The following is a 13,184-nucleotide window of genomic DNA, read 5'->3' as shown; positions in this document are numbered from 1 at the left end:
GTAAAAGGACATACATAATGAAAACTTTATTAATGATCATGTTATTGATCACAGTTGGAACGGCTAATGCTTTGCCGCTAGATGTTTTTGATGCCGAACAGCAATGTCAATTGCGCACTACGTCACAAGGTGCGCGTTATGTTCCCCCTTGTCAATTTTTAGGCACTACCGTATATGCAGAGAAAAATAATAATTATTTACAGGGGGATCTTATTGAGGGGGGGCTGTTTAAAACTATACTTAACTACACATTTACATGTGAATCATTACGGCCGCTCTCGATTCGCTTTAGCTTATCAAATGCAGATGGCTCGTCGGTATCAAATCGCATAGCAGGCTCTCGTATATATGAACCAAGTTCGGTCGAGCTAACACATGGGAACAACGATTCAGTTTTATACCTTGAGGAATTGTCAGGAGCAACTGGCTTTCAGGCAATGAAGCCTGGCTGTAAGTTAACAGTAGATCAACTGGTTACCTATCCAGAACCGAGGTATTTCAATCAAATAGCCCAGCAACTAGTATCTTTTAATACGCATTTAGAGTTGTTATTTAGCCAGGCCATACCCTCTACAGGCCACACAAATTTGCTATACGCTATCAATAACACTATTGCAACCTTGGAATACATGCAATTTGATATTGAAGACGACATATTAGCTGAAGAACTACGGTATGTACTTGATGATTTAAGCAGCACTAAAACGTATTTAGAAAGCAATTGTGGCTCAGGTAGTTACTCACATTTATGTACGGCTCAACTTGCTAACTTACGAAGCTCTCTAACAAGTGCTCTTACTATAAATGAAGATAATATTGCTCAACTGTACAACTTTTTAAATGCGCAGACTACGTGGTTAGCGAGTAAATATATTGGCAGAGATCAAACGATTCTTCAAAACGCAGTAAAGAAATTAAAAACGAGACTATAAGTGTTTTTTAAAACTAATCCCAATCGCAAAAAAATTTATCAACACTACAAAGGAAACTTTACGATGAATGGAAAACTCATTGCAACATCTGTTGCTCTCGGGTTGGTACACAGTGCCACGGCATATGCACTACCTGATAACACATCAGGCAATCCACTTAGTAAGCTAGGAATTACTACGCCTGCTGGGGTTGGTGATGTAGTAAAAGACCATAAAAACCCTAGAACGCTGTATGTTGGTCCTGCTAACGATAAGGAAATTATCGGCACCTATTTTGATATGGGTGGGGGTCCAAGCTGCTCTTCATATGTTGCACTGAAACAGCAAGCGAACTATATACCTGAGACACCTGAGTTACGCCAGCAAGCGATTGACAATGGAGACTTTGTCAGTAATCTCTTTCAATTAACTTATGCACTATCAGCTAAAAATACGGCTGTAGTTAATGATATTAGTGAGTTCTCACATAGAATTAGAGAACTTGCACGAGAAAATGGAGGTATTATCGAACGTTATGAAATAGTAGAACCCCAGTGGGATGATATTAACTTGCAATTAGAAAGATCTGAAAGGGAACTAAATCTTCTTAGAAACGAACAACAAAGCGCAAGTTTGGATTGTGTTAACCGATTCATGACGGACCAACCAAAATTAGTTCAGTGTATAGGAGAAGTTGCCGATAAATATACACAATTGCTTACAGAAGCAACGCAAAATGTTCGAGAACAACAGAATCGTCAAGACGAAATTCGTGATGAGTATTTAGAATTAAGAGGTCTTAATAGTGCATATGAGAGGAAAAAAGATGATATAAATGATGAAATAGATTTTATACGAAAATTGTATGACTTCCAAACGATGATCGTAGAGGATGCATATGAACTTGAAAGAAAAACAGTTGCTGAATCTGGAAACCTTATTGCTGGGATAGCATCGGCTGGGTATAACTTGTGGGGCAATGAAGCTTCAATTCTTTCAAACACCTTAAGAGGTAGGGGTTATGAGGTTCAGCAGCTTAATGTATTTGATATTCGTCTGAATTCCGGGGTTACCCGCGACAATGCCAATACTCTTTTAGATAATAATCAACCAATCTATCGTAAAAATGTATGGACCTACCCATCAAATACTATTATTAACTTCGGCCAAATTGGTGATAAAGCAATGCCGTTTGAACGTGAAACTCTTGGAGAACAAATTCATTTTGATACGACCACTTGGGACTCGTTAGGTTCAGGTGGGATTGATTTTCACGTCACTAAAGATGCTCGCTGTGGTGATTATGAGCGGAATGTAGAACACAACTATACTGCTATAAATGATGGTGAAACAGCTTCTTGGAAAGTGATTCGTGACGAGTATAAACCAGTTCTTAATAGTCCAGTGTTTTCAACAGACATAGCACTTTCATATAGCTACTATGCTTACCCTGGCAAGATGGAGGGTGAATGTTCAATTAATGTTGATCGTGCAAACTCTTATTTTAGAAGTGCGGGTAGCTCTAAGAGTTGGAGTTGGTTTAGAACTAAAACGACAAGCTGGGATGATATCGTTAAAACAGCAAGAGAAAATCTAGGAATGGAGTGTAATTTAAGTGTAGTTCCGCAATCTAATGACCCTGAAGAAGCAGCAAGAATCGCAGAGAAGTTTGAATCAGAAATGTACAGCGATATGTGGCAAATGTTTTTAGCCGTTTATGCTGAGTCGTATGACTTGATTGTTAAGGATCCAAATGTAATAGATCCTGGTAAAAGTGAAGTTGGCGGCCAGATTGGTGACGGTTTAATGAAAGTTTGCCCAGCCAACATGTACTGTCAATTTGCTAATGTGGTTTTACGTGCATTAGATGCGATTGGTGGCTCTAAAGCGAAAGGAACAACATCGTATAGTGCTCGTGAGTACGGAAAAATCTGGAAAAGATACAACAAAGATTCATTTAGTGTATATCAAGGTAGCGCAAGGATTAAAGCTAAAGTTTGCGTTGATTCACGTCGCTGTAATTAATAACTGATTATTGAGGGGGGCTCCCCCCCTCATATTCATACTTCAATTAGGAATTTTTATGAAAGCAAAAATAGTAGTTGCAGTGTTCGGTACTGTTGTTATTAGTTATTTGGGCTGGAGCTTATTTGGTTCAACAGATGAAGTACAGCCCCAAGCTGAAACGTCAAAAGTAGTCGTATCGACGAAAGAAAATAAAGAGCCAAAGCACTCGCAGCAAGAGGTTGCCACTGTGAAAAAAAGTGTTGATGAGATTATTGAAGAAGCAAATTTGTATAGTGAACCGTCAGCTATCATCGAAAAAGTCAGTCAGTTTGATTCTATCAAAAAAAATGAGTATTACGAATTCATTATTAGCAATTTCCCTGAACTGAAAGGGCAAGTCAACGAATATCGAGAAGCAACGCGTATACATAAAGAGCGTTTAGATACTTTGACGAATAGAGTTAAAGAACGAAACAAAGATGCTATTGCATCGGGTTCTGCTTCGCAAAGTTTAGATGACGATATTTTATACGAACAAAAACAATTAGTTGAAAATGCGCGATTACTGGGTAAACAAGCTATGGTGCTAAACGAAGCAATCAGGCAAGTTGCATTCAACTAATTAATAGCTAAAAGGAATACCAACATGATATGGAAAAATAGCTTCCCCGTTTCACTGTGCATACTTATCTCTGCTTGCGGAGGTTCAGGCAGTAATGAGACACCAGCAGACATAAATAAAACGGCTAAAAATCAAGCGCCTATTGCGGTGATTACCTCAAGTGACATCAATATAACTAAAAATAAGCTGGTACACTTCAACGCCTCAAAAAGTTACGATCCTGATGGCGGTACTCTGAGTTATGAGTGGGTTTTGAGCAAAGGTGTTGAGCAAACACCTGTTGAAATAGAGCAGCACAATAAAGAAGAGATAGCTGTTAAACTGACTAATTTAGGTAAGTATGTACTCACTCTAACAGTTAGTGATGGTAAATTAGATAGCAAACCATCTCAATTAGAAATTGATCTAAATAGTGAAGCGACATTAGTTGCAGCAGCGGGGCAAGACATTACTGTAAAAAAAGGGCAGGTTATTTCACTTGATGGCAGTGAAAGCCGCTCTTCAGATACAGTCATTACAAGTTTTCATTGGCGCATCATCGAAAAACCAGAAAATAGCCAAGCAAAAATATTTAAATATAAAAACGTAAAAACTACCTTTGTGGCTGATCAGGTTGGGCAATATAGTGTCGAGCTAAGTGTGCAAAATGATCAAGGTGATATTGCCACCGATACATTAACGGTTACGAGTGAGCCCTTAGGCGTTAACTCTGCGCCTGTTGTTGTAATTAAAGATGTAAAAAATCAGGTTAAACCGAATGAAGTTATCCTTCTTGATGCCAGTGAAAGTTATGATCCTGACAGGTTGGATAGATTATCATTCGCGTGGGAAGTGGTATCGCAGCCAGAGGGTGCTAATGCAAGTTTAAGTACACTCTTTGACGCGCAAACAAGTTTTTCAGCTGAGGTACTTGGCGATTATGAAGTGGCTATTACCGTTACTGATGCACAAGGTGCCTTTGTAAAAGCTTTATATAAATTGTTAGTTACTACTGGCAACTTACCCCCAGTTGCTGAACTTGGTGAAGATGTTAGTGCCCCCATCAAACCGCTAGAGCTGATTTGTAAATCCTGTTTTGACCCCGAAGGTGAGCCACTGACATATCAATGGCAATTAGTTAGCCGTCCAGAAACAAGTATGACTGAATTGCAAGCATCGACCGATGCCGTTGCGATGTTATATCCCGATGTTGCTGGGGAATATGCTGTTACTGTTAGTGTATCTGATGGTCAAACAGCGGTGACATCTAATACACAAACCTATTATATTGATGGTAACCAAAAGCCTGTAGCGCAGCTTGTAGCACCAGATGTTGTGTATAGTGGTAACAATGTTGAACTTGATGCGAGCCAAAGCTCAGATCCTAATAATGATACCTTAACGTATCAGTGGCAAGTTATAGAGGCACCTGAAGATATTCAGTTCAATACCACAGGCGATGGTAAAGCATTTTTCACACCAACACAGCTTGGCGACTATATTGTTTCGCTGCGAGTGTATGATGGTCAGTATTATTCTGATCCGCTTACCCATACTGTGCAAGTAAAGTCTAATTTACCACCTGTTATTGTGTTACAAAACGATTCATCTAGAGAGGCTGAAGTAGGTCAGCAAGTAATGTTTGATGCATCGGGCAGTTACGACCCAGACGGTGAGCCACTCACTTATCAATGGTCTTTGGATAAGCCTGAAAATTCGTCAGCGCAATTAGTAACTAACACGTTAGCCACCACAAGTTTGATTGCAGATGTAGCAGGCATATATTCAGTTAACTTACGTGTTAGTGATGAGGCAGATAACATTGTTACTAAGTCAGTACGTTTCGATGTATCTGACCTCATCATTATGCTATCAGGCTCTGTGAAAGGGAAAATTATTGACCCTTATTTTGCTCCCTTTCCAAACGCAAAGTTAAAAATTAACGGGCAGGAGTATGTAAGTGATTCACAAGGCGTGTTTGATGCCCAGGTAGAAATTGAAGAGGGCGCAGCTTTGGTGATAGAGACCGACGATGAACGTTTAGCGACTTCGGTTTATACTGCGCCTAGCGTGACTCAAGATGGGTTTATCATTAATTTTGGTGATGAATTTATTCCATATATGCAGCCTGTGGATTGGTTGGTTCTTAAATGTCCTCGTTATAGTGGCCCAGAGACGGTTGAAGTTGGGTTCCGCTTGATCTCAACATTTCGTGATATGAATTTATTTAAAACGGAGTCTGAGCAAAAAATCAGTTTCACTTTTGCTGATTCAGGAAGAGCAACAAAGTTAGCTAGCCTGCCAGCTATAGCTACTTATGAAATTTTTGTGAATGACGATTTGAAAATAGTCAGCCCAAGTAGTCAATCAATGAGCATCCTTTATTCAGATGATAAACCAGTTTTACGCGATTTACGCATTTGTAACAAATAACTTAGAAAAGGAAATTGAAAATGAAAAGCTTAGCAATTGCGCTGATGTTTTTACTACCCTTTAGTACGCTAGCTGTAGAGCCAATTTATGTGGGGGGGGAACAACATAGTTACTCAATCAGTGATTTTACCCCAGTCTATACAAATGGCCAGATTGTTGGTTATGACGTCGAAATTCCGGTTGAAGTGGACACCTATGATGATTTCATTCAAGACTATCCTGAGCTTATTTTTGATATCAGTGGTGGGGCTATTGGTACAACGGATGGTTCACCGATGCTGATGGAAATGTCGTTAGTATGTTCTGGCATCGATATCGGTTACGACGCCGACGTGATTATTAATCGCAGAGGCCGCTTATTACCAGCTCGTTTTTCGATATATAACCGCAAGAAAACGAATGGTGAATGTAAAGAGTTAAAGCTTAGAGTCAATAAAACAGGTTCATCAGCGACTAATCCATCAGCAATCATTGATGTGCTGAACGTAGACCTGATTGTCTTTTTAAACCTTGAATTTTAATATATTAACTAAAGAAGGAATTGTTATGAAAACTAAACTTATAATACTAATTTTTTCGGTACTAACCACACTCTCATTTCGTGCCGCCGCAAGCACAGACGAACAAGGCGTGGACGCGCTTTCTCAACAGACTTCGAGGGAAGAGCAAATATCTAGATATCCTTGCTGTGATCCATACAGCAAAAGACGTTGTGAGATAGAACCTTTTGAGTCACTTACCCAGAACTCAGTTTCAAATCAGCAAATGATTGAAGCAGCTAAAGCAGTTACGATGGCTTCGCCAATTTATATCGGTGGAGCACGCTATACGCTTAATAAGTCTAACTTTACTCCTTTCTATAACACGCGTGTTATAGAAAACCCTTGTCCTTGGGAACAACCTACGATTATAAGTGTATTAGCTGGTTATGAAGCAACATTTGCTGTTGATGGTGACTTTGGCCAAGACCTGTACTTTGACATCAGTGGGCGTTCAAATAAATCAATGCGCCTTGCGTTATCATGTGGCTCACTCAATGCAAGTGATTCAGGTACTAAATGGGTGATTTCAAAAAATCAGAATACGGGGGGTAGCTGTAAGGCAATGAAGGTCAAGTATTCGTTCTCAAACTCAAATTCAACAGCACCTTCTTATATTGACCTGAATGTCACTATTTCTGAAACACTGTATTAAACTATTTTTCTCATAAGGGATTCGCAGTGAAACAAATTAGTATATTGAGCAGTGTATTAATCGCTCTGACAGTGGACGTTACTTCAGCCGTTGAAGCCAAGATCGGTGGTGATGACGGAATTTGGCCACCACCAGAACCGTGCGCGTACAGCATGGAGCCAGAAATCAAGAGCCTAGGCGCTGATATCAAAGTGTTTAATAAACAGGCAGTAGCACCTATCTATATTGGTGGAAAGCGCTATTCGCTCAGTAAAAACGACTTTACTCCTATAGTTGAAAAAGTGACATACACCTGCCCTGGTCTAGAGCCTTTAGTAGTTACAAAATATACGGGCTATGCGCTCTCTTTACCTGTTTATAATGATTTTGGTCAAAAAATACACTTCGACGTGTCAGGTCGTACATCTAAGTATATGACATTGGACGTATCGTGTGGCTCTTTTAGAGCTTCTGACTCAGGTAATAAGTTTTATATTTCTCGTTCAGCTATTACCGATGGTAGCTGTACTCAGTTGAATTTAAAGCTTAAATTTAATGTAACCCCGAACCAACCAAGTTATTTAGATTTATCTGTTACTATCTCAGAGGCTTTGGATTAACTGAAATAGCGATTAACTTAGGAGCTACTTTGTGTACTTCACTAGGTTTTTAAATAAGGACGTATAAAATGAAAAAACTATTATTGTTGGGGGTTATATTTACCTCTCCTTTTAGTGTATATGCATTGGAAGATAGTAAAACACTAACTGTAAATCAAGAAACTCTGATATTAAGTACAGATGATTTTACACCAGTTAAGACACTATGGGCTGGCCGAAGTGTTGTTACTGGATACCAAGTGCTATTAAATGTAGTCGATGCAGAGCAAACTATGTTTTTTGATGTCAGTGGAGAGATTTCAGCACGCTGGTTTGCATCGAATTTTGGCTTAGTTACAAAAGCTAGCTGTAATGGTATCCCTATTGGTATGAGCAAGGCTTATGGTAAACGTATTAATGCAAGTTCAACACCAGCAAAGCCAATGATCACTGAGCTTAGAAAAGGTTTGGCTGGCTGCTCTCAGATAAAGGTTGAGTTATTCAAAGAGGGATCGCTTAGTCAACAATTTTATACTCGTATTCAAAATATTTCCTTTGCCATCTCCGTCAAAGGAATTAATTCACAGCAAGGAGCACAATGAAATGTTAAAAGCGATTGCAATGAGCAGCAGTATTCTTGTATTTAGCGCTATTAGCAGCGCTGCAGAGGTTAATACGGCATTTAGCAAAGCAGACATGTTACAGCAAGAAAAAAATTACGAGTTAATGATCGACACATCGAGTGTAGCGAGCGCCTCAGTAATAGAATTGCAATTGGCAGTATCAGGATTTGGTGACTTGAGAACTGCTGACGATTCTGTCTGTACACAGTGGCTGGGGGCTGACTGTAGTGGATCTTATGAAAATATTTTTTCTAGTGAGCTTTTATATGAAGTTAGTATATCGATTAATTGTGATGAAGATCTTCTCTATAAAGAGCGAAAAAATTACAGCGAATTTATTAATGAACAGCTAATTGCAGCAGATAGTTCGCTATTATTCGATATTTCTCTAGTTAAATTATCTTCAGTTGAATGTCAATCAGTAAGACTAAACATAGCGACGTTAGGCTCTGGTGAAACTGATATGATCAGAGGTTCTTTTCGATTAGGAAATAGTACATCAGGAACAAGTTCATTAAGTTATGAGGTAATTCAATGAAAAGGCTATTGACGATAATTAGCTTAATAATTACTTTCCATGTTAGTGCTAAGAGTGTGGATGTTGGCGGTGCTGTATATGAACTTAAATTTAGTGATTTTGAAGCGATTACAAAACCTTATTCTGGGACTGAAGCGATAGTAGCCTACCAAGCTAAGTTGGATGTGGATGGCGATCCTAGCCAAGATCTGAACTATCGGGTTGGTGGAAAAGTGTATACTCGTTGGTTTGCAGGAAACATGGCAGCTTCGCTTTCTGTTACCTGCAGCTCACTATACACAGATAAAGTCATTTTTATTGGTGAAGATATGGATTTTGGTGTTAGGTATAATGGTGTTTCATATTTAGCAAAGCCTAAAATTTCTAAGATGATTAATACAGGTGGTAATTGTCAAAAATTAACCGTTAGAATCGATAAAGAGGGACACCTGAGCCGGCAGTTTTATACACGAGTTACTGACCTACAATTTAGCGTTCAGATTCTCGAAAATGTATATCATTAATAATGAAAAATACACTCATTGCCTTTTCAATAAGGAGCTGCTTGTGAAATATATATTCTTATTAAACTTGTCTCTAATATCATTTAGCTTATCAGCTTTACCAACTTTGTTTGTTGGTGAAACCGCTAGGATCACCAAAGATGATGTTGAGGTTATAACACAGTTTTATAAACAGGAAAACGGTGTTGATAAGTATGCAGAAATTGCCTATGAAGTTGAGTATCCCCTATATGGGACTCGGGGACTTACAGAATTAGATGTTCAACTAACGGGTGAAATAACTTCGGCATGGTATTCATCAAACTTTGGTATGACCGTAACTGTATACTGTAATGACGTTGAGGTGGACTCTGATACGGCATATGGTGTGCGTTATGACAGAGCAAGTTATGTTGTTAAGCCCCAATTTCGTATTGAAAATTATCCAATTGCAGCAGGATGTGAATCAGTCAGGGTGAGAATGGATAAATTGGGAAGTATTGCCCGTATGTACTTTACCGATATTAAAAATATTGATCTTAGGCTTTATATGGCGAATAAGTTCTAGCCCCCAAATTTGTGCAATGTAGCCTAGGTGATTACGCCATAATTCCTATCGTGACGAGTCAGCGCGTTATGGAGTATAAGTAATGCGTCTCCAATTTTTTCGAGTAAGAAAAAAGAGCTATAGCCGGGACCGAATCAAAGATTGAGCCAACAATTACACCATTGTGGCTTATTTTTATTAAGCTCAAGGGTCAAGGGTCAAGGGTAAGCTATTTCTAAAAGTGAAAATCTCACACAAACCTCCACCTAAGGTTACATAAATTAGATGCTGGACCGTATTAAATGTATTTTTACACTAAAAAATTCAACAAGTTGTTTTAAGTTGCTTGTAACACCTTCCAAAAACCAATTAAAACAACACGAACTTCTCTTTTCATATTTTACGTAAAATCGAAGTACTTGTTGGAATTAACGCGCTAAGCACAATGTCTCTTAGTGTCATTGTGAATAATTTACTTCAAGATCGGTTGCACAAACAGAAGAGAATGAGCAATAAACGAGGAAAATAGCCTTGAGTGTTGGGATATATACAATCTAACCTTTTCCTGATAGTTAACCCATAGGTCTAGTCTTTTAAATACAAGGCAGTATTATGTGGCGTTGAACATTTTAGCAACTCAAACTCATTAACAGCGTCAATTAGCATTCGTTGTTGTTGTTGTTCTAGTTTTAACTCGGCGCTGAGTAGTTCTTTACGAATTGCGGCGTAATCTGCAATCTCGGTGTGGTTGGCTTTTAGGTAGGCGCGTGTGGCACGCAAGGGCGTTAATACCTGCTGATCAAACTCACTAATACATTGCGCAAGTTTGTTTAACTGAGTTTGACTAATTTCTAGATTGAGAGAATCTAAATAGTACAGCAACAAGCACAGGTTAACGTTTTTACCTTGCTGGTTTTGGTAATCTAATAGGCGTGCTTGCATGTCTCCTTCACTGTAAAGGCGACATGCAAATTGCCAAAAGTCATCGCTGTTAAGCAAGTTCATTGGCAAACGCCTGCTCTTTTTCTTCCATCTCTTCAAGGGCCATTAATAGTTCTTCTTCGATGTCATTTACTTTCGGTGTCAATGTCGCTTGCTTTGCAATAAGTTCTTTTAATTTCGCTTTGTTGTCATCGTTATAAAGCTCGTTATCGCCAAGTGCTTGTTCGATTTCAGCTAATTCGGCTGAGTGTTTATCAAGTTGCTTTTCAAGCTTTTCGATGTGCTTTTTAAGTGGTTGTGTGGCTTTTCTAAACTCTGCTTCTAGGCGTTTTTGCTCTTTACGGTTAACGCTTGAGTTTGCTTTTGGTTCATTGTCATCTTGAGTGGTTTTTGCTGCTTCTTTATTAGCATTAAGTAGCCATTGATAGTATTCGTCTAAGTCGTAGCCAAACTGGGTTACTTCACCGTTATCCACTAAGTAATATTCGTCGGCGGTATTTTTTAGCATGTGACGGTCATGGGAAACGGTAACCATCGCGCCTTCAAACCCTTGCAACGCCATTACTAAAGCATGACGCATTTCTAAATCAAGGTGGTTTGTTGGCTCATCCAGTAGTAATAGGTTAGGTTTTTGATAGACCAGCATAGCAAGTACTAAGCGGGCTTTTTCACCCCCTGAAAACGGTGCTACGGGCTCAAGGGCTTTATCACCAATAAAGGCAAAACCACCTAAAAAGTCACGCAGTGATTGCTCGGTGGCTTTAGGATTTAAACGCTGCAAATGGGTAATCGCGCTGGCTTTTAAATCTAGCGATTCCAATTGATGCTGAGCAAAGTAGCCTATGTTTAAGCCTTGATGTTGGAATACTTCGCCTGCTTGCGGTGGTAAGTCGCCAGACAATAATTTTATTAAGGTTGATTTACCTGCGCCGTTACGGCCAAGCAGGGCAATGCGACTACCAGGGACTAAGTTAAGTTTAATACTATTTAAGATTGTGACATCGCCATAGCCGGCTTGAGCTTTATCGAGTGTCATCAATGGGTTTGGTAGTGCGGTCGGCTCTGCAAATTCAAAGTCAAAGGGCGAGTCAGCATGAGCTGGTGCGAGCTTTTCCATACGTTCAAGCGCTTTAACGCGGCTTTGTGCTTGTTTGGCTTTACTGGCTTTGGCTTTAAAGCGGGTAATAAATTGCTCAAGGTGGGCAATTTGATCTTGTTGTTTTTCAAACATCGCTTGTTGTTGTAATAAACGCTCTGCTTTTTGGCGTTCAAATTGCGAGTAGTTGCCTTTGTAAACATTGATCTTTTGTTTGTCGATATGCCAAATTTGGTCAACTACAGCATCGAGGAATTCACGGTCATGCGATATCAACACTAAAGTACCGGTGTAAGCGCGTAAAAAACGCTCCAGCCAGTACACCGCATCTAAATCCAAGTGGTTAGTTGGCTCATCCAGTAGCAGCAAGTCGGCATCACGGATCAGCGCTTGGGCAAGGTTTAAGCGCATTCGCCAACCACCGGAAAAATCACTAACGGGGTTTTCAATTTGGTTATTTGCAAACCCTAACCCGTGAAGTAACTCGCCGGCTTTGGCTTCTATGTTGTAGCCTTTAATGTGCTCAAGCTGTATGTGCACTTTGGCTTGGGTATCGCCATCATCATTTTGTTCGGCTTCGCGCAGCGCAATACGCATGGCGTAATACTCTGGATGGCCTTGTAATACATAATCAATTGCGCTGATATCTAGCGCTGGCGTTTCTTGTTTTACCGAGGCGATAGACCAGTCTTTAGGGATACTGCAATTACCAGCATCTAGCTGTAGCTCAGATTTCAATAAACTAAAGAGTGTTGATTTACCGCAGCCATTGGCGCCAACTAGGCCAACTTTGTGTTCTGGAAATAATGTAGCTGAGGCATCTTTAAGGAGTGCTTTACCGCCGCGAAGTAATTCAATTTCTGAGATCTGGATCATGTAGTCTGCGCTTTACTGTGCCTTTGTGAACTTGGCGCTATCATAGCACGGAAGCTGGGCTATATTTCAATCGTCAGCGTATCAACTGGGTAGTTATTGGGTTAAAATGTAGCAAGTTTCTTTTCAAACTGTGGGAAAACGTAGTGAAACAGAAAAAACGATTTATTGCTGGGGCAACCTGTCCAGAGTGTAAAACCATGGATATGATGATGCTTTACAAAGAGCACGATGTAGAGAAAGTCGAATGCATGCAGTGTGGCCATAAAATGGCACAGCCAGAGCAGGCTGTTCAGGCATCAACACGCCAATTTGAACAAGTCATTGGCGTGTTTAAACCGGGCGATTAAGCGCCCGCA

Annotated in this window: 14 protein-coding genes; 12 read left to right on the top strand and 2 right to left on the bottom strand. The window is 39.7% G+C overall.

All coding sequences use genetic code 11. The features are described 5' to 3' along the window. The first annotated feature begins 17 nt into the window (after positions 1-17). From J7338_RS04990 to J7338_RS04940, 11 genes are all read left to right on the top strand, one after another. Complete coding sequence (locus J7338_RS04990) at positions 18-932, top strand: hypothetical protein (protein WP_210796029.1); 915 nt, start codon at positions 18-20, stop codon at positions 930-932. A 63-nt stretch (positions 933-995) separates the two neighbouring features. Then, positions 996-2,936 (top strand): hypothetical protein, encoded by a 1,941-nt coding sequence (locus J7338_RS04985; RefSeq protein WP_210796028.1) that lies wholly within the window; start codon positions 996-998, stop codon positions 2,934-2,936. Positions 2,937-2,994: 58 nt separating this feature from the next. Beyond that, positions 2,995-3,540 (top strand): hypothetical protein, encoded by a 546-nt coding sequence (locus tag J7338_RS04980; RefSeq protein ID WP_210796027.1) that lies wholly within the window; start codon positions 2,995-2,997, stop codon positions 3,538-3,540. A 24-nt stretch (positions 3,541-3,564) separates the two neighbouring features. Then, positions 3,565-5,952 (top strand): PKD domain-containing protein, encoded by a 2,388-nt coding sequence (locus tag J7338_RS04975; protein WP_210796026.1) that lies wholly within the window; start codon positions 3,565-3,567, stop codon positions 5,950-5,952. A gap of 20 nt (positions 5,953-5,972) precedes the next feature. Then, positions 5,973-6,473 (top strand): hypothetical protein, encoded by a 501-nt coding sequence (locus tag J7338_RS04970; protein WP_210796025.1) that lies wholly within the window; start codon positions 5,973-5,975, stop codon positions 6,471-6,473. A 25-nt stretch (positions 6,474-6,498) separates the two neighbouring features. Then, positions 6,499-7,146, top strand: a complete 648-nt coding sequence (locus J7338_RS04965) for a hypothetical protein (protein ID WP_210796024.1) — start codon at positions 6,499-6,501, stop codon at positions 7,144-7,146. A 26-nt stretch (positions 7,147-7,172) separates the two neighbouring features. Continuing rightward, positions 7,173-7,745 carry a hypothetical protein gene (locus J7338_RS04960; RefSeq protein ID WP_210796023.1) on the top strand — a complete coding sequence of 191 codons (573 nt, stop codon included), beginning with the start codon at positions 7,173-7,175 and terminating at the stop codon, positions 7,743-7,745. 68 nt (positions 7,746-7,813) lie between these two features. Beyond that, entirely contained in the window at positions 7,814-8,326 is a 513-nt protein-coding gene (locus J7338_RS04955) for a hypothetical protein (RefSeq protein WP_210796022.1), read from the top strand. Between the two features lies 1 nt (position 8,327). Next, positions 8,328-8,885: a hypothetical protein gene (locus J7338_RS04950; RefSeq protein WP_210796021.1), complete on the top strand. Its 558-nt coding sequence runs from the start codon at positions 8,328-8,330 to the stop codon at positions 8,883-8,885. Continuing rightward, a complete protein-coding gene (locus J7338_RS04945) occupies positions 8,882-9,388 on the top strand; it encodes a hypothetical protein (protein ID WP_210796020.1) in 507 nt (168 codons plus the stop codon). Before J7338_RS04950 ends, J7338_RS04945 begins: the two co-directional genes overlap by 4 nt. Before the next feature lie 43 nt (positions 9,389-9,431). Continuing rightward, the gene (locus J7338_RS04940) at positions 9,432-9,935 is read left to right on the top strand and encodes a hypothetical protein (protein WP_210796019.1); all 504 of its coding nucleotides are present in this window, start codon (positions 9,432-9,434) and stop codon (positions 9,933-9,935) included. 564 nt (positions 9,936-10,499) lie between these two features. Here J7338_RS04940 and J7338_RS04935 read toward each other — a convergent pair. Together J7338_RS04935 and J7338_RS04930 are read right to left on the bottom strand one after the other, a co-directional pair. Further along, a complete protein-coding gene (locus J7338_RS04935; protein ID WP_210796018.1) occupies positions 10,500-10,919 on the bottom strand; it encodes a TIGR02444 family protein in 420 nt (139 codons plus the stop codon). Then, positions 10,906-12,828, bottom strand: coding sequence for an ATP-binding cassette domain-containing protein (locus J7338_RS04930; RefSeq protein ID WP_210796017.1), 1,923 nt, complete (start codon positions 12,826-12,828; stop codon positions 10,906-10,908). The genes J7338_RS04935 and J7338_RS04930 overlap by 14 nt, the downstream gene beginning before the upstream one ends. Before the next feature lie 143 nt (positions 12,829-12,971). Between J7338_RS04930 and J7338_RS04925 the strand changes: the two genes are divergently transcribed. Further along, a complete protein-coding gene (locus J7338_RS04925; RefSeq protein WP_029216159.1) occupies positions 12,972-13,175 on the top strand; it encodes a YheV family putative zinc ribbon protein in 204 nt (67 codons plus the stop codon). Positions 13,176-13,184 lie beyond the last annotated feature (9 nt).

Origin of the sequence: Pseudoalteromonas ostreae, from assembly GCF_018069805.1 — a bacterium.
GTDB classification, from domain to species: Bacteria; Pseudomonadota; Gammaproteobacteria; order Enterobacterales; family Alteromonadaceae; genus Pseudoalteromonas; species Pseudoalteromonas ostreae.
This window is presented reverse-complemented; position numbering and strand designations above follow the sequence as displayed.

Bases quoted from the DNA above. Each gene is read 5' to 3' on its own strand.
- J7338_RS04990 (WP_210796029.1), top strand. From the start codon at position 18: ATGAAAACTTTATTAATGATCATGTTATTGATCACAGTTGGAACGGCT.
- J7338_RS04985 (WP_210796028.1), top strand. From the start codon at position 996: ATGAATGGAAAACTCATTGCAACATCTGTTGCTCTCGGGTTGGTACAC.
- J7338_RS04980 (WP_210796027.1), top strand. From the start codon at position 2,995: ATGAAAGCAAAAATAGTAGTTGCAGTGTTCGGTACTGTTGTTATTAGT.
- J7338_RS04975 (WP_210796026.1), top strand. From the start codon at position 3,565: ATGATATGGAAAAATAGCTTCCCCGTTTCACTGTGCATACTTATCTCT.
- J7338_RS04970 (WP_210796025.1), top strand. From the start codon at position 5,973: ATGAAAAGCTTAGCAATTGCGCTGATGTTTTTACTACCCTTTAGTACG.
- J7338_RS04965 (WP_210796024.1), top strand. From the start codon at position 6,499: ATGAAAACTAAACTTATAATACTAATTTTTTCGGTACTAACCACACTC.
- J7338_RS04955 (WP_210796022.1), top strand. From the start codon at position 7,814: ATGAAAAAACTATTATTGTTGGGGGTTATATTTACCTCTCCTTTTAGT.
- J7338_RS04950 (WP_210796021.1), top strand. From the start codon at position 8,328: ATGTTAAAAGCGATTGCAATGAGCAGCAGTATTCTTGTATTTAGCGCT.
- J7338_RS04945 (WP_210796020.1), top strand. From the start codon at position 8,882: ATGAAAAGGCTATTGACGATAATTAGCTTAATAATTACTTTCCATGTT.
- J7338_RS04935 (WP_210796018.1), bottom strand. From the start codon at position 10,919: ATGAACTTGCTTAACAGCGATGACTTTTGGCAATTTGCATGTCGCCTT.
- J7338_RS04930 (WP_210796017.1), bottom strand. From the start codon at position 12,828: ATGATCCAGATCTCAGAAATTGAATTACTTCGCGGCGGTAAAGCACTC.